Below are 26788 nucleotides of genomic sequence, written 5' to 3' on the forward strand. Positions count from 1 at the left end.
CCCGTAAACGAAAAAGCCCGGCTTTCAAGCCGGGCCTGATCCGTATATCGCAAAGCAGATTACCGGTTTTCCAACCCGTTTTCTTCACGCTGTTTGCGAATTTCATCTGCCTTCTCTGTAATCATTTCACGCAATTCGCCAAGTCCCGCACGTTCGGCAGTAATGATCTGTTCGCACTCGGCTTTGGGAACATAACCATTGGAATGTTCCGCATCCCATTCCAGCACGTCCTCAATCGTGGTGCCAAGTTCATCGACATCCCCGAACGCATAACCATTAAGCGGCCTGCCGACTGTTTCGTTCAGCGACGCAAACAGGGCCGGGTCCTGATCCGGTGCCAGATCGGGTTTGCAGCCCAGAAGCGTGCGATAGCGCAACTGCCCGGTATAGAACCAGAATACCGCGTCATCGCGTTCGCCCTCGTTAAACAGTTTGGCCGCCAGGATGTAGTAGGCCGATGGATGGCGGTTTTCGATCCCTTCGCGTAGCGTATCCGGGGCCATATCCTTCATTACCTCGGGTGATGTTGTATCGGGCGATTGGGCAAAGGCAGGCATTGCCATCAGGCCAAGAAGCGGAACGGCAAGCAGGGTGCGATAAAGATTTTTGATCGGACTTCTCCGTAATCTGACGTGATTTCCAATCGGGGAGATATGCGAACAGTATTTTGGCCAACGGCCCCGACGAATGATGTATGGCATCATGGTCTTTCACCTTTGAGGCCGTTTTATCGGCAAGTGATGGCAATTATGTGCCCGTCTTCACATTTGACTGGGGTTCCTTACCTTTCGCCATAAACCCGGTTTTAATCTTTCGGCTTTAGGTCGATACTGGATTTATCAGTGACTTCAATCGGAACCGCTTCAATCTTGTTACCAGATACCATCGCAAACAATCAGGCCTACACCGCCGCCCGACTGGACGAGATGCGCAGCGCGCTGGCCAATCAGCTGCATGGCAGCGCCTTTTGCGTGGTCGTCACCGGCTCATTCGGGCGACATGAAGCATCGGAACAATCCGACCTTGATTACTTCATCATAGGCCGCGAAGTTGATCGTGATCTGGCACCGCATCGCGATGTTTCCGAAATCCTCGGCTCCATGGTCACCAAAAAGGCAGCCGTTAACGGCCCGTTTTCATCCTATGTCCCGGCCGAGGAACTGGTGAACCGTATCGGACTTGATGGCGACACCAATTCGATCACCACACGCCGCCTTTTGTTCCTGCTGGAATGTGAATGGCTTTATAACGAGGTCGGAAAGCGGGCCTTCTTTGATGAATTGATTGCCAACTACGTCACCGAAACTGTCACACGCGAATCCATCGCGCGGTTTCTGGTCAATGACGTCATTCGGTATTACCGCACCATCAGCGTCGATTTCGAAATCAAAACCCGCGAAGGCGACGCCAGCAAGGCATGGGCACCCAGACGCCTGAAACTGGTCTTCTCGCGCAAGATGCTTTATTTCGGCGGCATTATCGCGGCCGCAGAAACCGCTGATCGGGATTATGTTGGAAAACGCGCCAAACTGTCGGAGCTTTTACAGCTTCCGCCCATCACGCGCGTACAGACTGTCTTTGGTGACAAAAGCCTTCCCGCACTTGAACTTTATGACCGGTTCCTGCGTGAACTGAGCGATCCGGATGTTCGAAGACATCTGGAGAAGGTCGGCCCGAATGATCGCAGCGATGCGGAACTGCGATCACTGCTGGATGCGGGAAAACAGTTTTCGCGCGAGCTGATCAAACTGATGAATGATCGTTATGGCCCGGATCACCCGATCCACGAAGCGCTTCTGATGTAATCAGCCAACCTGATATCAGGCCGATGTCACATGCTTGTGGTAGTTGGCCCGATCCAGATCGTGCACTTCCACGGTGAATTGCACATCGAAATCACCGACCAGATTTTCCAGATGCGCGCGCAGGGTTTCAAGTGCAATCGCCCCGACATCGTATTTGACGTTGTCCGAACGCCCCGACAGAAGACGCACATCAAGATGCACCATGCCATGCTTTGGTCCGCCATCGGCAATGACAACATTTTCAAGCGGTGACAACCGTGTCTTGAAACTCGCCGGATCAGCATCGGCGGCCTTGGCAATCTCACGATGCAGGCTGATTGCCAAACTGCGAAGCTGCTCGGTAATCGGCAAGTTGGCGGAATATTCGATTTCAAGCTGGGGCATGGCTCGTTTCCCTGTTGTGGTCTTTTTTCTTACCCGAACTGAACGCCACAAAACACAAAAAAGCCGGCCCGAATGAACGGACCGGCTTTGATGACAAGCGCGTTTGCGCTTAGTAGCGGTAATGATCCGGCTTGAACGGACCGGCCTGCGGAACGCCGATATATTCGGCCTGCTCGCTGGAAAGTTTGGTCAGTTTCACGCCAAGACGGTCGAGATGCAGGGCTGCAACTTTCTCGTCGAGGTGTTTCGGCAGGACATAAACTTTGTTTTCGTAATTCGCGTGGTTTTTCCAAAGTTCGATCTGTGCCAGCACCTGGTTGGTGAAGGATGCCGACATCACGAAGCTCGGATGACCGGTTGCGCAGCCGAGGTTGACCAGACGGCCTTCGGCCAGAACGATCAGACGTTTGCCATCGGGGAACTCAACCTCGTCGACCTGCGGCTTGACGTTGTCCCACTTGTAATTACGCAGCGAACCGATCTGGATTTCGGAATCGAAGTGACCGATGTTGCAAACAATTGCGCGGTCTTTCATCGCACGCATATGGTCGAGCGTGATGATGTCGATGTTGCCCGTCGTGGTGACAAAGATGTCGCCAACCGGTGCAGCGTCTTCCATGGTGGTGACTTCGTAACCTTCCATTGCGGCCTGAAGCGCGCAGATCGGATCGATTTCGGTCACGAGAACACGTGCCCCCTGGCTGCGCAGCGACGCAGCCGAACCTTTGCCAACATCACCAAAACCGGCAACAACACCGATTTTACCGGCAACCATGACGTCGGTTGCACGTTTGATGCCATCAACCAAGCTTTCGCGGCAGCCATACAGGTTGTCGAATTTCGACTTGGTGACCGAGTCATTGACGTTGATCGCCGGAACCTTGAGCGTGCCTTTTTTCGCCATTTCATACAGGCGATGAACGCCGGTAGTGGTTTCTTCGGAAAGACCTTTGATGTCTTCAAGAAGTTCCGGATACTTGTCGTGGATCAGCTGGGTAACATCGCCGCCATCATCAAGGATCAGGTTCGGTTTCCAGCCGTTCGGGCCGGTAATGGTCTGCTCGATGCACCACCAGAATTCTTCCTCGGTCTCGCCCTTCCAAGCAAAGACAGGAACGCCGGTTGCCGCAATCGCTGCCGCAGCCTGATCCTGAGTCGAGAAGATGTTGCACGACGACCAGCGAACTTCAGCACCAAGCGCGGTCAGGGTTTCGATCAGAACCGCGGTCTGAATGGTCATGTGCAGGCAACCGACAATGCGTGCGCCGGCAAGCGGCTTGGCCGCGCCATATTCTTCGCGCAACGCCATTAGGCCCGGCATCTCGGTTTCGGCAATCGCGATTTCCTTGCGGCCCCAGGCGGCCAGCGAGATGTCTGCGACCTTGCAATCGGTAAAGTTCGACATGTCGTCTCCAATCAAACAAAAACAGCGCAACTGCCGACCACATGGCCTTGCAGATACGCCCGAAAATTCCTGTGCGACGGTTTTCCCATTCGCGATGGAAGACATATAAAGATTTCTTTATATCGATTTCAAGTCTTTTCTTTGATGAAATGAGTAAAACGACAAAGGCACCGCAAACCGCTTTTCCAATTCTCCCCCTTAAAACACTTTCGAGGCTGGTATTCAAAGCACACCACAATCTTGCCACTTGATCACAATACCTGTCTCGGTTATCGCTTGTTCAGGCTATCGACCAAGGATCATACGTGTGCGGACATTCACCCTTTTGCTGACGGCTCTTTTGTCACTGACAGTTCTTCTGTCCAGTGCGAATGGCGGCATGGCAATGGATCACCCGCATATGCAATCCCATGGTCCACTTGATCAAAACACCATAACCTTCCCATCCGCACATGACACCGCCCACAATCCGGCAATGCCGTCCTCCGGACATTCCGATATGTGCGGTATGGTCCTTTGTGGCCCGTTCATGCCGTTGGCTTTGACAGCGTCATCACGCAAGCTGGACATTAAATCGGTTACCTATCTGGTATCAAACGATCTGGTCCAGCCATTCAGCGAAGACCTGACCGGAAAACCCCCGCGCTTCTGAGAGAGAACCGGCATTCTGCCGGCAATTTTCGTTCCCCGCTTCTTGTATCAGTGATCCGATACCGATCTGCCGCCGCGCGGCAGGCCATCGTGATGTTGTGTCAAAATCACGCATATCAGGTCATTCGGATCAAGCATCCCGGCGGGAGAACATTTTGAAAATATTCTCTCTTTCAGGAGCATTCCATGCCCTCTTTTAAATCTTACCTCGCAAAAATCCTGACCGTTGCCGCATTGTCCGGTGGCACAGTCCTTGTTTCCCCGATCACTGCCCATGCCGATGCGGGCCATAACAGTGTCGTGCATGGCGCGAATATCGGCAAACTGGGCAATATCTCGGATGTCAGAAAAACCGTCGAAATCGTCATGCAGGACAATTTCTATGAACCTGAAAAGGTTGTTGTCCTTGGGGGTGAAACCGTGCGGTTTGTGATCCGTAACGAAGGTGAATTCGTCCATGAATTCAATATCGGTACTGTTGCAATGCACGCCACCCATCAAAAAGAAATGGCAATGATGGTCGAGCACGGTGCGCTTGAGGCTGATAAAATCAACATGCACATGATGGAAATGGACATGGGGAACGGCATGACCATGAAGCATGATGATCCCAACAGTGTCCTGCTCGAGCCAGGCAAAACCGCCGAGATCATCTGGACATTTCCGGAAAATGCCGAACTTGAATTTGCCTGCAACGTCCCGGGCCATTACGAGTCCGGCATGATGGGCCAGGTCAAGTTCCAGTAACCGCACACAGCAAGGCAGGAAAACGGATCGCCACAGTGCGCGTTGTCCGGTTTCCTGCCAAACGGAATTCGTATCATGAAAATTGAAACTGCTGCGGGCATGCTTCTGGCTGCCCTTGCCGTTGCTGTGCTGTCTTTGCCCGCAATGGCCAAACCCTATGAACTAACGGTCGATTACGTTGAAATCGATACCGGCGACACGAAAACGACCGGCATCGGCTATAACGGCTCATCCCCCGGCCCGACCCTGCGTTTCCGCGAAGGCGAGGAAGCCGAGATTACGGTCACCAACAACCTTGATGAAACGACATCCATCCATTGGCACGGCCAGATCCTGCCTTATCAGATGGATGGCGTTCCCGGTATCAGCTTTCCCGGCATCGCACCGGGCGAAACCTTCACCTATCGCTTTCCGGTTCGACAGAATGGCACCTACTGGTTCCACAGCCATTCCGGTTTTCAGGAACCCGATGGTGCCTATGGCTCTATCATCATTGAACCGGAAAAACGCGAACCGTTCCGGTTTGACCGCGAATATGTCGTGGTATTGAAGGACAAGCACCCCCATTCCGGGGCGCGCATCATGCGCAACCTGAAAATGATGCCCGATTACTACAATCGGCAACAGCGTACCTTGGGCACCTTGATGGATGATGTGGCCAAGGACGGACTGTCTGCAACCCTGTCGGACCGCAAAGACTGGGGTAACATGCGCATGACGCCAACCGACATCGAAGATGTGCAGGGCTTTACCGGATTGATCAACGGCATGTCCCCCGAACAGAACTGGACCGGGTTATTCAAGCCTGACGAACGGGTGCGGCTGCGCTTTATCAACGCATCCGCAATGACCTATTTCGATGTCCGTATTCCGGGGCTTGAGATGACGGTTGTTCAGGCCGATGGCAATAATGTGCAGCCCGTGACTGTCGACGAGTTCCGCATCGCGGTTGCCGAAACATATGATGTGATCGTACAGCCAAAAGAAGACCGGGCTTATGCGATCATGGCCGAGTCGATGGGACGGTCGGGTTATGCCTTTGCCTCCTTGGCACCACGCGAAGGTATGCGGGCTGAAATGCCCGAACCCCGAACCGATGGTCCGTTGCTGACCATGGCCGATATGGGCATGAGCCACGACAATATGCCGGGCATGGATCATGGCGCGATGGATATGACATCACAGCCCGAAATGGCCGGAATGGATCACAGCAACATGCCCGGCATGGATCATTCGGCAATGAATATGGGCGCCAAACCCGCTGACCCGTTCTATGCATCAGGAAGCGGGTTGATCCCCAAAGCCGTCAATGGTGGAAAGTTCCTGTCCTATGCCGATCTGAAAGCACAAAAACCGCGCTATCCGGAACGCCCGGCAATGCGTGAAATCGAATTGCGCCTGACCGGAAACATGGAACGTTACGTCTGGTCGATCAACGGCATCAAATACGAGGATGCCGACCCGATCCGGCTTCAATATGGCGAACGGGTGCGTTTCACCTTCATCAACGAAACCATGATGGCCCATCCGATGCACCTGCATGGCATGTGGTCAATGCTTGATAACGGCAATGGCAAATGGAATCCGGTCAAACACACCATCAACGTTAATCCCGGCACAACGGTTTCATTCGAGACCGAAGTCGATGAACCCGGTGAATGGGCCTTCCACTGCCATCTCAGCTATCACATGGCATCGGGCATGTTCCGCAAGGTCATTGTCGAAGGGGGGCCGGAAACGGCCCTGAACACCAACGCAAATGGGAACTGACCGATCATGAAAAAACTGAACCTGATTTCGGCCCCGGTCGGCATCGCGCTCGGTCTAATGGCTTTCCCGGCAATCGCGATGGAAGGAAACATCTTTTATGGCTTGCAGTTAGAACAGTTCGAATATCGCTATGGCGATGAAGGTGAAAAAAGTGCTGTCTGGGATGGCGATGCCTTTGCCGGCACGGATGAATTGAAATTGCGTTGGCAAAGTAATGGCGAACAGGACCTGCGCGAAGACAGTTTCGAAACGCTGGAAAATCGTCTTGTCCTGCAGACTCCGATCTCCGACTTCTTTGATGCCAAGGCAGGTGTTCGGCTTGATACCCCGACCGGGCAGGATCGCTGGTACGGCACTGTCGGCATTGCCGGTCTTGCGCCGCAATGGTTTGAAGTTGATGCTGATCTCTTTGTCAGCGAGACTGGCGATGGCAGTGCCAGACTGGATATCGAATTTGAAGGGTTGCTGACCAACCACCTTATCCTGACACCATCGCTGGAAACCGACATCGCCTTTTCAGATGATCGGGAAATCGGCATCGGGCAGGGTGTTTCTAAGGTCGAGCTTGGGCTCCGGCTCAGTTACGACCTGATTGATCGGGCTGTTTCGCCCTATATCGGCGTAGCCCATGAACGGAAACTTGGCAAAACTGCCGACTTCGCCCGTGACGAGGATGAAGATCGCGATGCAACCTATGTCGTGATCGGTATGCGTTTGATGTATTGATCCATCCTAAAACAGCGGGGAAGCTCCGGCTTTCCCGCTGTTCAAAAGCCGCAATCAGGCAAGATCATTAAAATCATCAAGCATCATGGCGATGCGCGCCGAATCCCATTGTTCCATCACACGCGCGGCCTGATGTTCGGTATTACGCGTATCAAGACGGCGCAGGCGCTGCTTGACCGGCAAAAGGCTGACCGGTGACATCGAAAGATTGCGCAGCCCGAAGCCAAGGAAAAGCGGTGTATATCGTGGATCCCCCGCCATTTCGCCGCAAACGCTGATCGGGATGTCGCGGTCACGAGATGTTTTGATCACATCGCGGATCAGGCGCAAAACCGATGGATGCAACGGGTCATAAAGCCCGGCCACCTGATCGTCGGCACGATCAATCGCCAGTGTATATTGCGTCAGATCATTGGTGCCAATGGCAAAGAAATCACTTTCGCGCGCCAAGGCATCAATCGCCAGAGCCGCCGCCGGAATTTCGATCATCGCGCCCAGTGGCGGTAAAACATCCGGTATGGCATGGCCTTCCTTGCGCAGGCGTCTTGCAACGGCTTCGTAAATCTGGCGCGCCCGGCTCATCTCATGAACGCTGACCACCATCGGGATCAGAACCCGGATTGGCCCATGCAGGGACGCCCTCAGGATGGCCGCCATTTGGGCTTCCAGCAATTCCGGCTTACGCAATGATAAACGAATACCGCGCAATCCAAGTGCCGGGTTTGGCCCGGACCCGATTTCTGCCTGCAATGACACCGCAAGCTTCTCACCCCCGATATCAAGTGTGCGGATCGTCACCGGCTTGCCATTCATCCGGGTCACGATATCGGCCAGTTCTGCGTATTGTTCGTCTTCGTCCGGCAGATAGTCCTTGTTCATGAACATGAACTCGCTGCGCAAAAGCCCGATACCGGTCGCCCCGTTTTCCAATGCTGCCGACAGTTCGATGGGCAGTTCGATATTGGCATGCAGGTCAATTTCGATCCCGTCGCGGGTCGCCGAAGGAACATCACGCAGGCTGGCCAGTTTGGCACGTGCCGCCCGCCAGTCTTCCCGGCGCTGGGTATAATGTGCAAGATCGTCCTTAGTCGGGCGCAGAATGACCTCACCCCGGCCACCATCGACAATGATCAGATCACCGCCCGAAACCCCGCGAATGATGTCGGCCGCCCCCAGAATCGCTGGAATGCCAAGCGACCGGGCCATGATTGCCGTATGTCCCTCTGCACCACCTAGGGCGGTGACAAAGGCCGAAAGCTGCCCTGGCTGGAGGCGGGCCATGTCGGCCGGACTGACTTCTTCGGCAATCAGGATCGCACCCTTTGGCGCGGTTTCAAATGCCCGGTCGGTTTCGCCGATCAGGCAGCGCATCAGTCGCAGGCCTACCTCGCGGATGTCAGACGCACGCGACGCGATATATCGGTCATCAATGCCGGAAAACTGGCTGGCGATGGCATCAATAACGTCGCTGACAGCATGCACCGCATTCATGTTGCGGGTCCGGATCAGTTCCTCGGCCCCGCGGACAAGGCGCGACTGGGTCAGCATATGAACATAGGCATCCAGAAGAAACCCAAGTTCTTCGGACGCGGCCCCGCCAACATTGGCTGATTGCGATTTCAGACGTTTGAGCTGTTCGATGCTTTCCGAAACGCCTTTATGCAAACGTTCGGTTTCCGTCGGGATGGCCGTCGCATCGATACGCGCGCGACTGACATCGACATATTGCCGGTCCATGACAAAAGCCCGGCCGATCACAATCCCGCCCGATGCCCCAAGCCCGCTAATTACCCGGCGGCCGGTCGTCGATTGGTCATCGATTGAGGTCTGGTCTTTTGGTGGAACTTGCAAGCCTGGTTTGCTGCCAACTCGTTCTTGTTGTTTCCAGAAATTCCGGTCTCCGCTCGTGCGGAAATCCTACTTATTCTTTGTATTATTCTTCGTGGAACTTGGCATCGACAAGTTCGTTAAGGGCATCTATCGCCTTTTTCGCATCGGGGCCGACTGCCTCTATCTCGATTTCCGTGCCGGTCGATGCCGCAAGCATCATCAACCCCATGATCGATACGCCCGAAACCTCGGTACCACGGTTGCGCACCATGATCCGGGATTCGAATTCACCAGCAAGTTTAACAAATTTTGCGGCCGCCCGCGCGTGCAATCCGCGTTGATTGCTGATGGTTACGATCCGCTTTTCCGTCTGCGCCATATTTGTCCCGCCTTAGTCCCGACCTTAAGTCCCCGTCGGCAAACCTTCAAAAGATCCGGGCCATCCCCGATCGCCCGACCTTCTGTTTTTGTTGTTTATTCCTCGCCGCTTAGCAGGCGCGACGCCACGTTGATATATTTCCGGCCCGCTTCCTGTGCGGCATTGACCGTCTGGGCCAGCGTGCCATCGATGCGAACCGAAGCCAGTTTGATTAACAAAGGTAAATTAACCCCTGCGATCACTTCGACATTCGCCTGTTCCATAATGGAAATCGCAAGGTTCGACGGTGTCCCACCAAACATGTCGGTCAACAGCACAACGCCCTGGCCATCATCGACAGCCTCGACACTTGCAAGAATGTCGGCGCGGCGTTGTTCCATATCGTCGTCTGGCCCAATGCACACGGCGGCGATATTTTCCTGTTCACCGACAACATGCTGCAAGGCAGACACGAATTCCTTCGCGAGATCGCCATGGGTGACGAGCACCATCCCGATCATGCAGTTTTCTCCATCAATTCACTCCCCCGGTTTTGGTTCATCTGGCTTGTCACGATGGCTGAGATGAACATCATATCCCAGACCGGCAATCCAGTCGTTTAGCATGCGTGCGATATAAACGGAACGATGCTGGCCGCCCGTACAACCGATCGCGATAGTCAGATAGCTTTTCCCTTCCTGCGCATAACGCGGCAGAACCGGGCCGATCAGGCCTTTTAACCGATCCATGAAACCGGTGAAATCCTGATCCTTCTCGATATAGGCACCAACCCGGTCATCAAGCCCGGTCAGCAAACGAAGTTCGGGATCATAATGCGGGTTGCGCAGAAAACGAACGTCAAAAACAAGGTCGGCTTCGCCGGGCACGCCCTGGCGGAACGAAAAGCTTTTGACAAAGACCGCCATCGCATCCTTCTCGCCAATGGCAAACTGGTCCTGAAGGATTTTGCGAAGCTCGGCCGATTTAAGCCTTGAGGTATCGATAATCATGTCCGCCGTCGCCGCAATCGGCGCCATAAGGCGTTTTTCATGTTCAATCGCATCGACAAGCGGCCGGTCATGGGTCAAGGGATGAGGACGTCTGCTTTCAGTAAAGCGACGCTGCAAAATGCCGGTTTCCGCATCGACAAAAACCACCATCGGATTAACACCGGGCTGCTTGCGCAAATCGCTGACAATGTCGACAAACTGGTCGACACCAAAATCGCGTGTCCGGATATCAAGACCAATCGCCAAGGGCTGATCAAGGTCAGTCCCCCCGCTCAGCAATGCGGGCAATAACCGCAGCGGCAGGTTATCCACTGCATCAAAGCCGAAATCCTCAAAGATTTTCAGCGATGTCGTACGACCAGCACCTGAAACCCCGGTCACCAGCACAAGTCGGGTATCCCGGGCAATGTCGCCGGTGCCATCACCCGTTTGTTTCGGGCCTATTGCATCTGCATCGGTCATGTTTCGAGCTGCATCTCACCTATTGCCAAGGCCAAGGCTACTTCAATCTTGGCGCCGGCGGCCATATCGAATGGCCAGATTTTCCAGGACGGAATCGAAATACCACAAAACGTTTCTGATCGGGGCTCAGGCATCCGTTCGACCCCGGCCGGATCAGCCACCAGATCAAACAGAACCCGCACATCGCCTGCCGCCTGATGGGCAAGCCCGCGGACGATACCAATCCCGCGCACTTCGCACAATCGTGCAATCTGTATCGGCGCGCTGGCAATCAGTTTGCCCTCATGCGCCACAAGATCGGTTCTGTCGTCGGAAACAAGCCGACCGCCAGCCCGGACAAGCCGCAGTGCAAGGTTGGATTTGCCGCTGCCAGATGGCCCGCGCAACAGGATCGCATGGGGGCCAAGCGCGACACAGTTTGCATGGATTTGTGTCATATCGGGCAAAACGATGCGCGGGTCATCCGGCCTTGTCAAATATGAAACATGCATATCTATCCTCACGGATAGAAATTGCTGCAAATCGCGGGACTCATGCGCCTTCTTCAAGCGGCAGGCGCAGCGTAAAGATCGCCCCTTTGACCTCGCCGTTGAGGATTCGGTTCGTCGCCGTCAGGTCGCCGTTGTGCGCCGCGGCAATGCGTTTGGAAATCGAGAGCCCCAAACCGGAATGCTGGCCGAATTTTTCGCCCGAGGGACGCTCGGTATAAAAACGATTGAAAATCGCTTCTTCCTTGCCGGGCGGAATACCCGGTCCATCATCTTCGACCGTTACCACCGCCTGATCCTTGTCACGCCATGCACGCACGCGCACCGACCCACCTTCGGGGGTAAAGGTGATTGCATTCGAAATCAGGTTGCGGAACACTTGGACCAATCGACTTTCAAGGGCCGGCACAATGAGGTTTTCAGGCACCGATGCCTTGACCGGCGGGCCATCTGCGTCGGCGTTATAAAGCTCACACAGGGTTTGCAACAGCACGCGCAGATCAACTTCTTCGGTTTCGGCGCGCGACAATTCGGCATCCATACGCGAATAATCGGAAATATCACTGATCAGTCGATCAAGGCGCTGAACGTCTTCGGCAATGATTTCCATCAGACGGCGCTGGCGTTCGGGGTCTTTCAGGCGGGTCGCGGTTTCAACCGCACTGCGAAGCGACGTCAGCGGGTTCTTGATTTCATGGGCAACATCGGCGGCAAAGCGTTCAATCGCATCCATACGATCCCAAAGCGTTTCGGTCATGTCGCGAAGCGTCGTCGAAAGATCGCCAATTTCATCGCGACGATCCGAAAGATCGGGAATGGTGAACTGACGGTTCTTGCTGCGCCGAACCCGTTCGGCCGCACGTGCCAAACGGTTAAGCGGCCGTGTAATCACCCCGGCCAGATATATCGACAGCAGGACCGTAATGCCAAATGCAAAAACAAAGATTTTCAGGATATCAAGCCGCACCGCATGCAGGGCGTTTTCAATCGCATCGCCATTCTTCGTCAGCATGATTGATGCCAGAACCTGCTTGAAACGTTGCACCGGCACCGAAACCGATAAAACGCGGCGCCCCTGACTATCGACCCGGACCACCCCGCGCGAATAACCGGCAAGGGCAGCGCGCACTTCGGGATAATCACTGGCACTGGCAACTGGTGGATCAACATAAAGCGGAAGCGGCTGTTCGCCTTCGAAAATCGAAAGCACGCCTTCGGTCAGCTTGCGCATGATTTCCGCAAGCTTGTCATCTTCGCCCGGCGCGGGTAGCTCTTCGGCCTGAACCGCGCCGGTGCCAAATGTCCGGACATTCCGGCTATCCGCAATCAGCTGGCCATTCGCGCCAAACAGCCGCGCCCTGGCACCGGTAATCCCGACCAGCCGGCGCACCATTTCACGCGCGACTTCAAGCTTCACCCGGTTGGTGGCGTCATCCCCCTGTCCGACAGCCGATGTCGACAATGCAGCCGCATACATTTCCGCCTGCACAGCCATGGCTTCAAGTTCGGAATGGATCAGCTCCTGCTTGTAACGGCCAAGATAAAGAATACCCGCAACAAGTACAAAAAGAGCTAGCGCATTCACGGCCAGAATGCGCCAGGTTAAAGGGGAAAAAAGCCCGTGACGTTCCTCTATCCGTGCGACACGGATTTCGTGTTGCGGCACGGATTGCTGTTCAGCCGAGGCAGGTAAATCGCTCATTCAGACCCGCAATTCTGGCCGGGCCAATCGACCCGGCACTGCGACAAGAGTGTTATGCTATCAACCCGCAACCGTCGCCGTATCGCGGTAACGGTAACCGACACCATAGAGGGTTTCGATTTCCTTGAATTCCTTGTCTGTCTCGCGGAATTTCTTGCGCAGACGCTTGATGTGGCTGTCGATGGTGCGATCATCAACATAAATATGTTCGCCATATGCCGCATCAATCAGCTGATCACGGTTTTTCACGTGGCCCGGATGTTTCGCCAGCGCCTGAATCAGAAGGAATTCCGTGACCGTCAGGTTCACATGCTGGCCTTTCCAGCTGCACATGTGGCGCGACGGATCAAGAACCAGTTCCCCGCGCTGAATGACATCTTCCGAACCGCTCGGGCGAACACCGCCTGCACGCATGATTTCGGCACGGCGCAGCAAGGTACGGATACGTTCGATCAGCAGACGCTGCGAGAACGGTTTTTTAATATAGTCATCTGCCCCAAGGCGCAGACCGGTCAGCTCGTCGACCTCGTCATCCTTGGATGTCAGGAAAATGACCGGCATCTGGGTCTTTTTGCGAAGATGCGTCAGAAGCTCCAAGCCATCCATGCGCGGCATCTTGATATCGAGCACGGCAAGATCGGGCTCTTCCTTGGTCAACGCATGCAGCGCCTCGGACCCGTCGGAATATGTCTGGACCTCATAGCCTTCTTCTTCAAGCGCCATCGAAACCGATGTCAGGATATTACGGTCGTCATCAACAAGTGCGATCTTACTCACCTGAACCTCGTCAGTTGGACAGATTAAAATTTGAAACAAGCGTAACAAAATACATCCCATTGTGGCGAAAAAATAACCACTTGAGGCATATTTGAGGCTTTGTTCATGTACGATACAAAGACCCTACCTGATTTCTGCTGCTCCACCCTATGGGAAAGCGACATTCAATACCGGTATTGCCATGCGTCTTTATTGACTCCCCGTCCCGATGCCACATAACTATCGTGCACCCGAACAGGAAGCCGGAGTCCCGTCACCCGACAGGGCAATCAAAACGTCTGGCGGGTCAACGAACCACACTCTAACGCGCGGGAGGCAGGATTGTTCTACTGGTTAAGCACCTATAGCCGCGCGTCGCTGAGTTTTGCGGGGATTGTCATTGCCGGTCTGGTCGTCTGGCTTGCCGTTAATTCGACCGGAAACCTTGCCATCAGCCAGTTGCAGCAAACGGCCCAAGCCCGTCTTGCACTTTATGAAAGCACACTTCGCGCCGCTGTCGACCGGTATCGCTATCTGCCTTATGTCGTGGCCCGCAATCACGAAATCGTCGATGTCGTTACTGGCAATGGCACTGTGGATATAGCCAACCAGTATCTGCAAAAGGTCAATCAGCGCTCGGGCGCTGCTGCGCTTTATGTCATCGACAGGTCCGGCAACACGGTTGCGGCAAGCAACTGGAACACCCCGGACAGTTTTGTTGGCCAGAATTACAGTTTCCGCCCCTATTTCACCGAAGCCTTCGCAGGGCAGGAAGGCTTTTTCTATGGGATCGGCGTTACCACCGGGCGATCCGGCCTGTTTATTTCCCACCCGATTGCAAAATCCGGTGAAATTGTCGGCGTGGTCGCAGTCAAACTTGAACTCGATGAACTAGAGCGGAACTGGCAGGACGGGGGTGAAACCGTTTTCGTCTCGGACGCTGACGGCGTCATCATGCTGACCAGTCGCGGGGACTGGAAATATCGGACCATTCGCCCGCTAACCGATCAGGAGCGCGAGCGGATTCTGCGCAATCGACAATATTCCGGACAGGAACTTTTACCCCTGAATATGGATGAAAATCCATCTGGCGAGGATGGTTTGCTTGAAATCGGCAATGAACGTTTCCTGTTTGAGGTCAAACCGATCAGTGGCAGCGAATGGAACCTGTTTTACCTGACCCCGATGGATTATGTGTCCGAACGGCGCACCAGTGTCATGCTGATCACCCTGATCGGATCGGGTTTGATCATTCTGATTGTTCTGTTCTTGCGCGAACGTGAATTGAAACTGGCGTCACAACGCAAATCCATGGAATTTGCCCGCATTCAGGCACTTAACACCCGCCTGGAACAGGAAATAACCGAACGCCGCAAGACAGAGGCCGAGTTGCGCGGCACACAGGACGAGCTGGTTCAGGCCGGAAAACTGGCGGCATTGGGTCAGATGTCGGCAGCAATTGCCCATGAAATCAATCAACCAATTGCCGCGATCAGAACCTTCTGCGCCAGCGCCAAACTGATGCTTGAACGCGGAAAATCCGAAAATCTCGGCCCCAATATCGAACAGATTTCCGCCCTGACCGAGCGCATGGGATCAATCACTGGACAACTTAAAACCTTCTCGCGCAAATCGACCGGCGTGCTTGAACCTGTCAATATCCGGGCCGCCCTTGATAATGTGATACAGCTGCTGTCATCGCAGTTGCATAACGAAGGCTGCGTGCTTGAACAGTCCGATTTTGCTGGCGATCTGATCGTCCATGCCGATCTGGTGCGGATCGAACAGGTTTTTGTCAATATCATCCGCAACGCGCTTGATGCGATGGCCAGCATCGATGACAAGGATCCAAAGGCAAAAAAACGGATCATCATCGACCTGTCAGGAACACGCGATCAGGCCACCATTCGCATATCCGATACCGGTCCGGGCATTGGCGAGGAAACCCTTGGTTTGCTGTTCGACCCGTTCTTCACCACCAAGGATCCGGGGCAAGGGGTAGGGCTCGGGCTTTCGGTGACTTACGGGATTGTTCGTGACTTTGGCGGCAGCATCCGTGCCTATAACCGTGCGGGCGGCGGAGCCTGCTTTGAAATACAATTGCCACTGATGCGGGGGACGCAGAAGTAATGCAGCAATCGACAATCGATACCGCCAATGCAAATCCGCAAACGGCACAGGTAATTATCGTCGATGACGAAGAAGCCCTGCGCCTTTCCCTGTCCCAATGGCTTGATCTGTCCGGCTACACCATCAGCGTTCATGCCGATGCGATTTCGGCACTTGAACATATCACACCCGATTTCGCCGGCGTGATCCTGACAGATGTTAAAATGCCAAAGCTTGATGGCATTGCCTTTACCAAATCGGTTCTTGAGATCGACCGCGACATTCCGGTGATCCTCATGACCGGGCATGGCGATGTTCCGATGGCCGTCGAGGCGATGAAAAGCGGGGCATATGATTTCGTCGAAAAGCCGTTTGAACCAACCGATATTCTCGAAAGCCTCGAGCGCGCGATTGAAAAACGCAAACTTGTCATCGAAAATCGAACGCTCCGTTCACAAATCGCCCAGCAGGGCACGCTTGACAGCCGCCTGATCGGCAACAGCCCGTCGATGCGTGCCCTCAAGGCCGAAATCGCCAATATCGCCCCGACCGAAGTCCCGGTTCTGGTTTCCGGAGAAACCGGCACCGGCAAGGAACTGGTCGCGCGTGCCATTCATGACCTCAGCGCCCGGAATGATCGGCGATTTGTTGCCGTTAACTGCGCGGCAATTCCCGAAAGTACCGCCGAAAGCGAGCTTTTCGGTCATGAAAAGGGAGCCTTCACCGGTGCTGCCAGCCGCCGGATCGGCTGGATCGAACATGCCGATAACGGCACCCTGTTTCTTGATGAAATTTCAAGCATGCCACTGGCGTTACAGGCCAAGCTTCTGCGTGTCATCGAACAGCGCGAAGTCGTGCGCCTTGGGTCAAACACGCCGGTAAAGGTCAATTTCCGGCTGATCTGTGCCACTAACGAAGATTTGCCCACCGCCGTTATCGACAAGCGTTTCCGGGAAGACCTTCTGTTTCGGATCAACACATTCGAACTGGAAATCGTACCGCTCCGCCAGCGTAAGGATGACCTGCCGTTACTTTTCGATATCTTTGCCGAACGCGCGGCTGAAAATTTTGATCGCCCCTATGAAAAACCGCATGCAAGTCTGTGGGGCAGCCTTTTGGGGCGTGAATGGTCCGGCAATGTGCGCGAACTTAAAAATCTGGCGGAACGCTATGTGCTTTTGACCGGCATGGCCGAAGAACGCTGGGCACGGTTGTTTGGCAATAATGCTGCGATGGATGCATCTGCTGCATCCGATAAAACCGGATCGCTGGCCGATCAGCTCCGCCATTTCGAGCAGCACATAATTCGTGATGCCCTGATCCGCCATAACGGCAATGTCAAAACGGTCATGGATGAACTCGACATCCCGCGCCGGACTTTGAATGAAAAAATGAAGAAGCTGAATATCCGTCGCGACGATATCGAATAGCAGTAATTTATCATGCGGCCATAAAATGTTACGATGGCTGCAAATCGGGTCAATCGGCAAGATTTCGCCGATATGAAAACCATCCATCGGCAACAATCCGCCGAAACTATCGGGCATATATTTTTATCTGCCTGATATATAAAGATAAAAAATCATCTTTGGGTTGGCACAACAATTGCTAGTCAGAAGGGCAAAACAATAAAAATATTTCGCCAGGGAGAATAACCAATGTCCGGGAAGGCATGCTTTCATCGCATGACATTTGATCGGCCCAAATCCGGGTCAATCGCATCATACCAGCATCGTGCGCTGTCAGGGTTCTGACATCTGCCTTGTGAAGCTGTTTCACGAGGTGTTTGCGCGTGCCGTATTTTGCAACCTGATCGGACAAGATTTTCATCCCCGACACGATATTCGTTAGAGAAGTAAGACGACCAACAACTGAGGAGATACCAAAAGATAACTGCCAATATTCGATTATTGACCGTTTCTGTTGTTATCAATGCAGTGAACATTGATCCTAGGGAGGACTAAGTATGAAATTGCGGAATCTGCTTTCTGCAGCGGCAGCACTGATGATGTTCGGTGCCCCGGCATTCGCCCAGACACAGCTTTCCATCGCGACCGGCGGTACCGGTGGTGTTTATTATCCGTATGGTGGTGGTCTTGCCGAACTGATCGGTAAATATATTGATGGCTATGACGCCGTTGCCGAAGTTACCGGCGCGTCGGTCGAAAACATGGGCCTGATCGCACGTGGCGACAGCGACCTTGCCATCGGTCTGGCTGACACCGTTTATGCCGCTTATCACGGCACCGGCAAATTCGAAGACCGCAAACTCGACAATATCCGCGCAATTGCGTCGATCTATCCGAACGCAGTCCAGCTCGTGACCCTTGCTGACAGTGGTATCACCAGCCTTGCCGATCTGAAAGGCAAACGCGTTTCTGTTGGGGCACCGGGTTCGGGAACCGAAGTTTCGGCAAAAGTTCTGCTCGAAGCCAACGGCATCACCTATGACGACATCGAAGAACAGCGCCTGAACTTCAACGAAACCGCCGATGCAATCCGCGACGGCGACATTGACGCAGGCTTCTGGAGCGTCGGCCCGCCCACCAGCTCGATCCTCAACCTCGCAACCACGCGTGACATCAAACTGGTCGCTCTGACCGAGGAAGAGGTTGCTGCTGCCATCGATGCGGAGCCGACCTTTGCACCTTACTCGCTGCGTAAAGGCATCTACGAAGGTGTCGAGGCACCGGTTCTGACGATCTCCACCCCGAACGTTCTGGTCGTCAATGCCGACATGGACGAGGAACTGGCTTATCAGATCACCAAGACCCTGTTTGACAAGGTTGACGAACTGATCGCCATTCACCCGGCTGCAAATGACACCACGGTTGATTTCTCGGTCGGCTCGACACCGATCGTGATGCATCCGGGAGCAATTCGTTATTACGAAGAAGCTGGTGCACCGTTCCTGGATCACCTGCGTCCATGATCTCTGCCATGTGGGGGCGGCCGTTTCTGGCCGCCCTTTTCCTCCTTGCGTTGGCACCCTCCGGTCATGCCGGTGGCGCCGCCAAAGAAGAAACCGACAAAACCGATCGCCTTGAAATTATCGGGGCGGATGGTCGCATTCTGGCTGAAACCGGCATCCCGCGTCAGGGGGGGTGGTGTCTTTACTGGAACCATTCAGTCACCGGCGATGGTGTGATCGATTGCTATGTCGACGATCACGGCAAGATGGTCCTGCACCGCGCCTATCAGCCCGATTTTGCTGCAGGACTGGGCCATTATCCGGGACGCGGCAAACTGACCAGCGCGGAAAATGGTGGTTATTGGATTGAAGACATTGATGAAGCCGTGCCGGGAAATGCCTATGTCCTTCGGGTCGGCAGCCTCGCGGTAAATCATCGCATCGTCACCGAAAATGACGAGATCAATCTATCGAAAATGGCCGAACATAGCCGTGTCACCATACGGCTTGATACCGGGGATTAAGGATTTTAATTGATGACTGAACCGGCACCTCTTCCGTCCATGCAGGACACAGTTGCCCAGCCCAAAATTGTTCTGGGGCTGATCACCGTGGTCGCGGTTGCGCTTTCACTGTTCCAGATGTATGGCGCGGGTATCGAACCGCTTGGCCTGTTTTATCAGCGCTCGATTCATCTGGCCTTTGTGATGTTTCTGGCTTTTCTGATGTTTCCGGCGTTCGGATCGAACCGTAAACGGGGCGTCCTTGGTTGGGTCATCGATCTGGCATTTCTGGTCGGTGCGTTCGTTACCGGTTTCTATCTGTCCTTCTATCTGGACGAGATTTTCAACCGTGCCGGCTTCTGGACCAGTACCGATCTGATCGTCGGCATCATCGCAACCGTTACCGTCCTCGAAGCCAGCCGCCGTGCTGTTGGCCTTGGCATGACAGTAATTGGCATCGTCGCCATCATCTATGCGCTCTCGGGCCCACGCGGTTCGCTGCCATGGCTTGGCGAATGGCTACCCGGTATTCTTAGCCACCGGGGCGCTGATGTAGACCGCCTTGTCGGTCAGCTTTACCTTGGTCAGGAGGGTATTTACGGCCTGCCGATGGGGGTTGCAGCAACCTATATCTTCATGTTCGTGCTGTTTGGTGCGTTCCTTGAAGTGACCGGTGCCGGTAAATTCTTTATCGACATGGCCTATGCCGCGACGGGCAGAAAGGCTGGTGGTCCGGCAAAGGCCGCTGTTCTGGCCTCGGCCGGAATGGGTTCAATCAGCGGTTCGGCCATTGCCAACGTTGTCACGACAGGCGCCTTTACCATTCCGCTGATGAAGCGCCTTGGCTATCGCCCCGCCCAGGCCGGTGGGATCGAAGCCGCAGCCTCGACCGGCGGGCAGATCACCCCGCCGCTCATGGGGGCGGGTGCCTTCCTGATTTCCGAATATACTCAGGTGCCGTATCTCGAAATCGTCATGATTTCGATCTTCCCGGCGATCCTGTATCTCGGCACGGTTTATCTGTTTGTGCATATCGTCGCGCTGAAGAACGGTATGCGTGGCATGCCGGTCTCAGAACTGCCGGACTGGAAGCAGGTACTTAAAGAAGGCTGGCAATTCATCCTGCCGCTTGGCGTTCTGATTTACCTTCTGGTGCTGAATATTTCTCCGATGCGCGTCGGTTTCTGGGCGATTATTTCGGTCCTTGCGGTTGCCGCCCTGCGCTACGCGATCTGGTTCTTCTACGTCGCGCCACAGAACGGTGAAAAGGCCAGCCATGACCGCCTCAAGGCTGCACTTGCCAATGGCGTCAGGATTACAATCGCTGCCCTTGAACTCGGCGCAAAGAACGCGGTTGCCGTCAGTATGGCCTGTGCCGTTGCCGGGATTATCGTTGGCGTTGTTGGCCTTACGGGTCTTGGCCTGAAATTCTCGTCGATGATGATCGCGTTTTCGGGTGGCAATATCGTTCTTGCACTGGTTCTGGTGCTGCTCGCCAGTCTGATCCTTGGTATGGGCCTGCCGGTGACGGCATCCTATATCGTTCTGATCGTTCTGGTCGGTCCGGCCCTGTCCAACGAGTTCGGCATCCCGCTGCTGATCGCGCATCTGGTGGTGTTCTGGTATTCCCAGGACAGTAACGTGACCCCGCCCATTGCCCTTGCCGGCTTTGCCGGGGCCGCGATAGCCGGGGCCAGTCCATTGGAAACCAGTATGCAGGCCTGGAAATTTGCCAAGGGCCTCTATCTGATCCCGGCCTTCATGGTGTTCAATCCGGAAATCATCACTGGTGGCCCGCTGCCGCTTGTGCTCTGGACTGGCTTTACCGCGATCCTGTCGCTAGCTGCCTTTGCCGCAGCCCTCGAAGGGTTCATGTTTGCAAAGATCGATCTGGTATCGCGCATTCTGATTGTTCCGGCGACCATTGGCATCTTCTATCCGGACCTTCGGGCAGAGATCGCAGGGACAGTCGTCATTCTGGCGATACTGGGCCTGAACTGGTGGAAAGGCCGTCATTCGGATGGTCCGGCGGCCAAAATAGCCGCCTGAACTTCCATTAAAACGGCATACTTGATCCAAAAGCCCCCGCAAGAATATTTGCCTTGCGGGGGCTTTTGCACTTTATGCACGCACATAATACCTATGCATTCGGGCAGTAGACGCAATTACCCTCAATCGATAAGATCGGCGGAAAATAATTCCTCATACTATTGATTGAACCCCATGCAATTCCTTAGTCTTTTGCGTCAGGCACCCCGCCCGCTGGCATTCGGGGCGCTGCATAGTTTCGGTTCGTCCTTCGGCCAGACTTTTCTGGTTGCCCTTTTTGTTCCGTTCATTGGTGCCAGCCTTTCGATAAATGAAACCGAGTTTGCCAATATCTATGCCGGGATCACCATCGCAAGTGCGTTGTGCCTGCCTTTCATCGGGCGATTGATCGACCGCATCGATATGCTGCGATACAGTCTGGCAACAATGGTGTTGCTGACCATCGGCTGCCTTGTGATTGCCTCGGCTCAATCGGTCTGGATGCTGATCGCGGCCCTGTTCATTCTTCGTCTGGCCGGACAAGGATTGATGAGCCATGTCAGTATGACTGGCATTGCGCGCTATTTTGATCGCAGCCGGGGTCGTGCCCTCGCCATTGCAAGCTTCGGCTTTCCGTTGGCAGAGGCAATCATGCCCGTAACCCTGTTGGCACTGATTGCCGGGTTTGGCTGGCGGGCGACCTATGCCGGGGCCGGTATTTTTATCGTCGTTATCCTGATGCCAATCGCGATTCTGCTGATCCGCGATAACGCGAAATTCCGCGAAGCACCGGGCAAAACGGAAAACAACAGCAAGACCACCAGTTCAAATCCCGACATCGATCAGGACTCATCAACTGCAAGCAGCCACCCGCGCCTGTTCCGGTCTCGCTATATATGGTTCTGCATGCCGATGCTGGCCGCCCCGCCACTGGTGATGACCGCCCTGTTTTTCCACCAGGGGTCTATTTCAGCCAGCAAAGATATCGACCTTGCCTGGTTTGCCGCCGGTTTTACGGTTTTTGCCATTACATCCGTGATCGGGGCGTTTGGTAGCGGTCCGCTGATTGACAGCCATACTGCACGAAAGCTGTTCCCCTATCACCTGATCCCGGCCATCGGGGCAGTTTCGCTTCTGGCGATCACTGAAACACCGGTCATGATCCCGGTTTATATGGGGATGCTGGGCGTCACCACCGGCTTTGCCACAACATTGCGCACGGCAATCATCCCGGAACTGGTGCCACTTAGTGAAATCGGCGCGGTCCGAAGCACATTGACCGCGGTCATGGTTCTGGCATCGGCGATTGGACCAGCGATCTATGGCTGGATGTTTGCTGCCGACATTGATATCGGCACGACGCTTTGGATCACCATCGCCGCAATGGCGGTTGTTTCGGTGCTGTCATGGATGTCGGAACGGCCGGGTTTTTATATCCCGCCCGGCGTCGCCCGCCAAACCGGAGAATAAGGCGGCGAGATTTCAATGCCGGTCGATGATAAGACAAAAAAAATGGCCCGGAGCTCAAAAGAGCCCGGGCCAGTCGGGAAAACAGCGTCGTCTAGGGAGGAAGACGCTAGAAAAAACGCGGTAGTCCATCGCGGGAGCGTCGTTTGGGGAGGAAGATCAAACGTCGCTCGACCGCGAGGTCGTCAATTAGGCAGCACCGCCAACGGTGCCAGCCGGATGCTTGATGTCGGCGGACTTGTCAGCGCCTTTGAACAGGCTGCGGAACAGGCTGCCGATATATTCAGCGCGAAGCTGTTGGCCTTTGCGCACGCCAGCTTCAATCTCGCTGGTTTTGATGTTCAGCTTGGTGATGTCAGCATAAGTGGTCATGGCAGACCTCCTTTAAGAATTTGGTTCATTGCGACAACGTGTCGCGTTTGATGAACCCAATCTAATTTCCTTTACGGCAGAGGAGAATTACCTCAATATGCACATTACTTGTGAATATGCGTCATAAATAGGAAACATGCCGATGGATCGCGCCGCAGAAATGGAAATCTTTGTCCATGCCGTTGAAGAAGGCAGCTTTTCAGCTGCTGCACGGACCATGCGTCTGTCACCTTCGGCGGTTTCAAAATACATTTCTCGCCTTGAAGACAGGCTTGGCGCGCGTCTTTTGATGCGCACCACCCGCCAGCTTAGCCTTACCGAGGAAGGCCGTGCCTTTTACGAGCGTGCCCGCACGATCCTAAACGAGATCGAGGAAGCCGAAGAAGTCGTAACCCAGCTTTATGCCGCCCCGCGCGGAACGCTTCGCATCAATGCTTCAGTGGCGTTTACCAAGTATCAGGTCGTGCCGCTGATTCCGGAATTTCTGGCGCGTTATCCCGATGTAAGGATTGAATTGACGCTGGATGATAAATTCACCGATCTGGTCAACGATGGTTACGATCTGGCGATTCGCCTGTCAGCCCTTGAAGATTCATCCCTGATCGCGCGCAAATATGCGGTCAACCGCCGCATGATCGTCGCATCGCCGGAATATCTGGAAAAGAACGGTATTCCGCGCAAGCCACAGGAACTTGAAAACCACGACTGTCTGCATCTGTCATCACGCGAAAGCTTTAACGACTGGCATTTCGACACCCCCGAGGGCCATGTTTCATTCCGTGCACAGGGCAGTTTTTCCGCCAATGACGGCGACGCATTGCACGAAGCGGTGGTCGCGGGCCTTGGCATGGCGAGACTGGCAGAGTACCTCGTGCATGAAGATATCCGGGCAGGTCGCCTGACGCCGGTTCTGACGGAATATGTTCACGATCTGGCATGGATTTCGGCGGTGTATCCGCACAAACGTCACCTGTCACCAAAGGTCCGTGCCTTTGTGGACTTCCTGGCCGAAAAATTCACCCCCATCCCGCCATGGGAGCTCGGCCTGCGCGATGCGCGTTCGGTCCGCAAACCCGAAGCCGTTGCCGAAACCAAGGCCATTGCAGCCCCGGTAACCGGACAGCAAAGCTGAGTTCGCAAACGGTCAGGTGATCCGAAGCAGAACATCGTTCGGTCGAGCTTTGAACCGGTATTCCGACGAGGCACTAAGATCATCAAGAATGCGGGTTTCGCCGGTTCGGGTGAACCCGCATTTTTCATAAAAGCGATGCCCGGCTTCGAACCGTGTGTCGGTCCAAAGGACAAGATCGGCGCAATCGGGATGGGTTTGTGCCAGCCAATCAAGCGCCTTTGTCAGCATGCGTTGTGCAACGCCCTGCCCGCGGGTGGCACGATCCAGATAGACCTTGTGCAATTCCGCCTGCTTTTGCGCCGGATCGAATTTGATGCCGAGGCATCCCAGGACACGCCCATGCCCTTCAACCACCCAGATGCAGCCATGATCAGCACTAAAATCATCAGCGATGGCATCAAGTTCGGGAAACTCGCCCGCTCGATCAAAGATGCAACCGGGATAATCAGCAAAGACCTCCGCAATCAGGGTTGCAACCTGGTCGCCGTCCCGGTTGGTGGCTTTGCGAATGTCGAATACCATTTCCATCGACTTAGCCCTGCAAAACCACGCCCTTGGCAAGCTTGTCATAGCCGCGCAAAACCGCATCGGTATCCATAACTGCCTTGCCCGGCCGTTGAATGCGGGTCGGACGTAGCGCACCGTTGCCGCACGCAATCGTCAGATTATCGTCAAGGATGGTGCCTGCCGGACCGGATTGATCGGTAACGATGGCAGCCTGCACCTTGATACGTTCCTTGCCAAATTCGAAATAGGCACCCGGCCATGGGGTAAATGCACGGATCTTGCGTTCAAGTGCCGCAGCATCATCGGTAAAATCAAGCTTTGCCTCGGATTTTTCAAGCTTGGCAGCATAGGTCACGCCGTCTTCAGGCTGTTTGGTTGCCCGTAATCCGCCAAGCGGAAGCTTTTCAAGCGCCTCGACAATCAGTTTGCCGCCCAGATCGGCAAGATCATCATGCAGGGCATTGGCATAAGTTTCGGACGTGATCGGAATATCACCGACCAACAGCATGTCACCGGTATCAAGCCCGACATCCATCTGCATAATGGTCACACCGGTCTTGTCATCCCCCGCCAGTATGGCGCGCTGGATTGGGGCCGCACCGCGCCAGCGTGGCAGAAGGGACGCATGAATGTTCAGGCAGCCATATTTCGGCGCATCGAGAATAGCCTTTGGCAGGATCAGGCCATAAGCCGCGACCACCGCAACATCGAGATCAAGGTCAGCAAAGGCCTGTTTCTGCTCATCTGATTTCAGGGAAACAGGTGTGCGGACCTCGATCCCCTGTTCTTGCGCCCATGCATGAACCGGGGTCGGCGTTTCCTTTTGCCCGCGACCGGCAGGACGGGGCGGCTGGGAATAGACGCAGACAACATCATGACCGGCTGCGACCAGTTGCTTTAACGCCACAAGGGCAAAATCCGGAGTTCCCATAAAGGCAATGCGCAGCTTGGTCATCGGTCACGTCCTATCGTCATCAATCAGGTGGTTGGCGGCAATTTGGCGTTATCTTGGCTAAATGACAAGCCAAGCCTGCAAAGCCAGACGTCCGGTTATCAGAATCCCAAAATAAAAGGGCCGGTAAATCCGGCCCCTGAATTCTGTGATACGTTGCTGATCAGGCAGACTTTTTCGTCTTTTGCAACTTCTGCACCTTTTTCAGGATCATGTTGCGCTTAAGCGCACTCAGATAATCCGTGAACAGGATGCCATCAAGGTGATCAAGTTCATGCTGGATGCAGGTTGCGAGAAGGCCATCGGCCTCAATTTCATGCTCCTTGCCGTTTTCATCCAGATAGCGCAGGCCAACTTCGGCCGGGCGTTCAACATCGGCATATTGTTCCGGGATCGACAGGCAGCCTTCCTGATAAACCGATGTATCCTCGGATTCCCAGATGATTTCCGGATTCACGAGTTTCAGCGGCTGGGGCTTTTCCTTGTCATCGGAAACGTCCATGACAACCACGCGCTTCATCACGCCGATCTGGGGCGCGGCAAGTCCGATACCCGGTGCCGCATACATGGTTTCAAGCATGTCATCGAGCAATTCACGGATTTCGTCATTCACCTCGGCCACCTCTTCGCATTCCTGCTTCAGGCGGGGATCGGGAACAATGAGAATGTCGCGCAGGGCCATGTGTCTTTTGTCCGGTCTGGAAATCTATGCG

General features: G+C 54.5%; 26 protein-coding genes. 12 read left to right on the forward strand and 14 right to left on the reverse strand.

Going from position 1 to position 26788, the window contains the following annotated elements; translation table 11 throughout:
- Positions 1-59 precede the first annotated feature (59 nt).
- On the reverse strand, positions 60-704 hold the full coding sequence (locus TH5_RS09245) for a hypothetical protein (RefSeq protein ID WP_114121625.1): 645 nt from the start codon (positions 702-704) through the stop codon (positions 60-62).
- 165 nt (positions 705-869) lie between these two features.
- On the opposite strand from TH5_RS09245, the gene TH5_RS09250 reads away from it, so the two are divergent.
- Positions 870-1805, forward strand: coding sequence for a DUF294 nucleotidyltransferase-like domain-containing protein (locus TH5_RS09250; protein WP_114121626.1), 936 nt, complete (start codon positions 870-872; stop codon positions 1803-1805).
- A gap of 15 nt (positions 1806-1820) precedes the next feature.
- Here the strand turns inward: TH5_RS09250 and TH5_RS09255 are convergent, their stop codons facing one another.
- Positions 1821-2189 carry a 5-carboxymethyl-2-hydroxymuconate Delta-isomerase gene (locus tag TH5_RS09255; RefSeq protein WP_097053270.1) on the reverse strand — a complete coding sequence of 123 codons (369 nt, stop codon included), beginning with the start codon at positions 2187-2189 and terminating at the stop codon, positions 1821-1823.
- A gap of 109 nt (positions 2190-2298) precedes the next feature.
- The gene (ahcY, locus tag TH5_RS09260; protein ID WP_062949660.1) at positions 2299-3594 is read right to left on the reverse strand and encodes an adenosylhomocysteinase; all 1296 of its coding nucleotides are present in this window, start codon (positions 3592-3594) and stop codon (positions 2299-2301) included.
- A 307-nt stretch (positions 3595-3901) separates the two neighbouring features.
- On the opposite strand from ahcY, the gene TH5_RS09265 reads away from it, so the two are divergent.
- The 4 genes from TH5_RS09265 to TH5_RS09280 all read left to right on the forward strand — a co-directional run bounded on the left by TH5_RS09265 (position 3902) and on the right by TH5_RS09280 (position 7488).
- Positions 3902-4246, forward strand: coding sequence for a hypothetical protein (locus TH5_RS09265; RefSeq protein WP_114121627.1), 345 nt, complete (start codon positions 3902-3904; stop codon positions 4244-4246).
- A 185-nt stretch (positions 4247-4431) separates the two neighbouring features.
- On the forward strand, positions 4432-4992 hold the full coding sequence (locus tag TH5_RS09270) for a cupredoxin domain-containing protein (protein ID WP_114121628.1): 561 nt from the start codon (positions 4432-4434) through the stop codon (positions 4990-4992).
- A 75-nt stretch (positions 4993-5067) separates the two neighbouring features.
- The gene (locus TH5_RS09275) at positions 5068-6762 is read left to right on the forward strand and encodes a copper resistance system multicopper oxidase (RefSeq protein WP_114121629.1); all 1695 of its coding nucleotides are present in this window, start codon (positions 5068-5070) and stop codon (positions 6760-6762) included.
- A gap of 6 nt (positions 6763-6768) precedes the next feature.
- Positions 6769-7488 (forward strand): copper resistance protein B, encoded by a 720-nt coding sequence (locus TH5_RS09280; RefSeq protein WP_114121630.1) that lies wholly within the window; start codon positions 6769-6771, stop codon positions 7486-7488.
- 54 nt (positions 7489-7542) lie between these two features.
- Here the strand turns inward: TH5_RS09280 and ptsP are convergent, their stop codons facing one another.
- From ptsP to TH5_RS09315, 7 genes are all read right to left on the reverse strand, one after another.
- A complete protein-coding gene (gene ptsP, locus TH5_RS09285; protein WP_114121631.1) occupies positions 7543-9339 on the reverse strand; it encodes a phosphoenolpyruvate--protein phosphotransferase in 1797 nt (598 codons plus the stop codon).
- An 82-nt stretch (positions 9340-9421) separates the two neighbouring features.
- Entirely contained in the window at positions 9422-9697 is a 276-nt protein-coding gene (locus TH5_RS09290) for an HPr family phosphocarrier protein (protein WP_114121632.1), read from the reverse strand.
- A gap of 95 nt (positions 9698-9792) precedes the next feature.
- The gene (locus TH5_RS09295) at positions 9793-10197 is read right to left on the reverse strand and encodes a PTS sugar transporter subunit IIA (RefSeq protein WP_114121633.1); all 405 of its coding nucleotides are present in this window, start codon (positions 10195-10197) and stop codon (positions 9793-9795) included.
- Positions 10198-10215: 18 nt separating this feature from the next.
- Entirely contained in the window at positions 10216-11148 is a 933-nt protein-coding gene (gene rapZ / locus TH5_RS09300; RefSeq protein WP_114121634.1) for an RNase adapter RapZ, read from the reverse strand.
- Positions 11145-11639: an HPr kinase/phosphorylase gene (locus TH5_RS09305; protein ID WP_114121635.1), complete on the reverse strand. Its 495-nt coding sequence runs from the start codon at positions 11637-11639 to the stop codon at positions 11145-11147. The genes rapZ and TH5_RS09305 overlap by 4 nt, the downstream gene beginning before the upstream one ends.
- A gap of 40 nt (positions 11640-11679) precedes the next feature.
- Positions 11680-13338, reverse strand: coding sequence for a stimulus-sensing domain-containing protein (locus TH5_RS09310; RefSeq protein WP_062949672.1), 1659 nt, complete (start codon positions 13336-13338; stop codon positions 11680-11682).
- A 60-nt stretch (positions 13339-13398) separates the two neighbouring features.
- A complete protein-coding gene (locus TH5_RS09315) occupies positions 13399-14115 on the reverse strand; it encodes a response regulator transcription factor (protein WP_082824671.1) in 717 nt (238 codons plus the stop codon).
- A 321-nt stretch (positions 14116-14436) separates the two neighbouring features.
- Between TH5_RS09315 and TH5_RS09320 the strand changes: the two genes are divergently transcribed.
- The 6 genes from TH5_RS09320 to TH5_RS09350 all read left to right on the forward strand — a co-directional run bounded on the left by TH5_RS09320 (position 14437) and on the right by TH5_RS09350 (position 23115).
- Complete coding sequence (locus TH5_RS09320) at positions 14437-16224, forward strand: sensor histidine kinase (RefSeq protein WP_114121636.1); 1788 nt, start codon at positions 14437-14439, stop codon at positions 16222-16224.
- Complete coding sequence (locus TH5_RS09325) at positions 16224-17633, forward strand: sigma-54-dependent transcriptional regulator (RefSeq protein WP_114121637.1); 1410 nt, start codon at positions 16224-16226, stop codon at positions 17631-17633. Before TH5_RS09320 ends, TH5_RS09325 begins: the two co-directional genes overlap by 1 nt.
- A gap of 536 nt (positions 17634-18169) precedes the next feature.
- Complete coding sequence (locus TH5_RS09335; protein ID WP_062949678.1) at positions 18170-19135, forward strand: TAXI family TRAP transporter solute-binding subunit; 966 nt, start codon at positions 18170-18172, stop codon at positions 19133-19135.
- The gene (locus TH5_RS09340) at positions 19132-19638 is read left to right on the forward strand and encodes a DUF1850 domain-containing protein (protein WP_114121639.1); all 507 of its coding nucleotides are present in this window, start codon (positions 19132-19134) and stop codon (positions 19636-19638) included. The genes TH5_RS09335 and TH5_RS09340 overlap by 4 nt, the downstream gene beginning before the upstream one ends.
- Positions 19639-19650: 12 nt before the next feature.
- Positions 19651-21666 carry a TRAP transporter permease gene (locus tag TH5_RS09345; protein WP_114121640.1) on the forward strand — a complete coding sequence of 672 codons (2016 nt, stop codon included), beginning with the start codon at positions 19651-19653 and terminating at the stop codon, positions 21664-21666.
- A 174-nt stretch (positions 21667-21840) separates the two neighbouring features.
- Positions 21841-23115 carry an MFS transporter gene (locus tag TH5_RS09350; protein ID WP_114121641.1) on the forward strand — a complete coding sequence of 425 codons (1275 nt, stop codon included), beginning with the start codon at positions 21841-21843 and terminating at the stop codon, positions 23113-23115.
- A 186-nt stretch (positions 23116-23301) separates the two neighbouring features.
- On the opposite strand, the gene TH5_RS09355 is transcribed toward TH5_RS09350, so the two are convergent.
- Entirely contained in the window at positions 23302-23484 is a 183-nt protein-coding gene (locus TH5_RS09355; RefSeq protein ID WP_114121642.1) for a hypothetical protein, read from the reverse strand.
- Positions 23485-23626: 142 nt separating this feature from the next.
- On the opposite strand from TH5_RS09355, the gene TH5_RS09360 reads away from it, so the two are divergent.
- Positions 23627-24616 carry a LysR family transcriptional regulator gene (locus tag TH5_RS09360; protein WP_007088278.1) on the forward strand — a complete coding sequence of 330 codons (990 nt, stop codon included), beginning with the start codon at positions 23627-23629 and terminating at the stop codon, positions 24614-24616.
- A 12-nt stretch (positions 24617-24628) separates the two neighbouring features.
- Here TH5_RS09360 and TH5_RS09365 read toward each other — a convergent pair whose 3' ends face one another.
- The 3 genes from TH5_RS09365 to def form a co-directional block, all read right to left on the reverse strand.
- The gene (locus tag TH5_RS09365; RefSeq protein ID WP_114121643.1) at positions 24629-25144 is read right to left on the reverse strand and encodes a GNAT family N-acetyltransferase; all 516 of its coding nucleotides are present in this window, start codon (positions 25142-25144) and stop codon (positions 24629-24631) included.
- A gap of 4 nt (positions 25145-25148) precedes the next feature.
- Positions 25149-26078: a methionyl-tRNA formyltransferase gene (gene fmt, locus TH5_RS09370; RefSeq protein WP_114121644.1), complete on the reverse strand. Its 930-nt coding sequence runs from the start codon at positions 26076-26078 to the stop codon at positions 25149-25151.
- A gap of 160 nt (positions 26079-26238) precedes the next feature.
- Positions 26239-26757, reverse strand: a complete 519-nt coding sequence (gene def / locus TH5_RS09375; protein WP_037989353.1) for a peptide deformylase — start codon at positions 26755-26757, stop codon at positions 26239-26241.
- Between the last annotated feature and the right edge of the window lie 31 nt (positions 26758-26788).

The organism is Thalassospira xianhensis MCCC 1A02616 (assembly GCF_003326475.1).
GTDB lineage: Bacteria > Pseudomonadota > Alphaproteobacteria > Rhodospirillales > Thalassospiraceae > Thalassospira > Thalassospira xianhensis.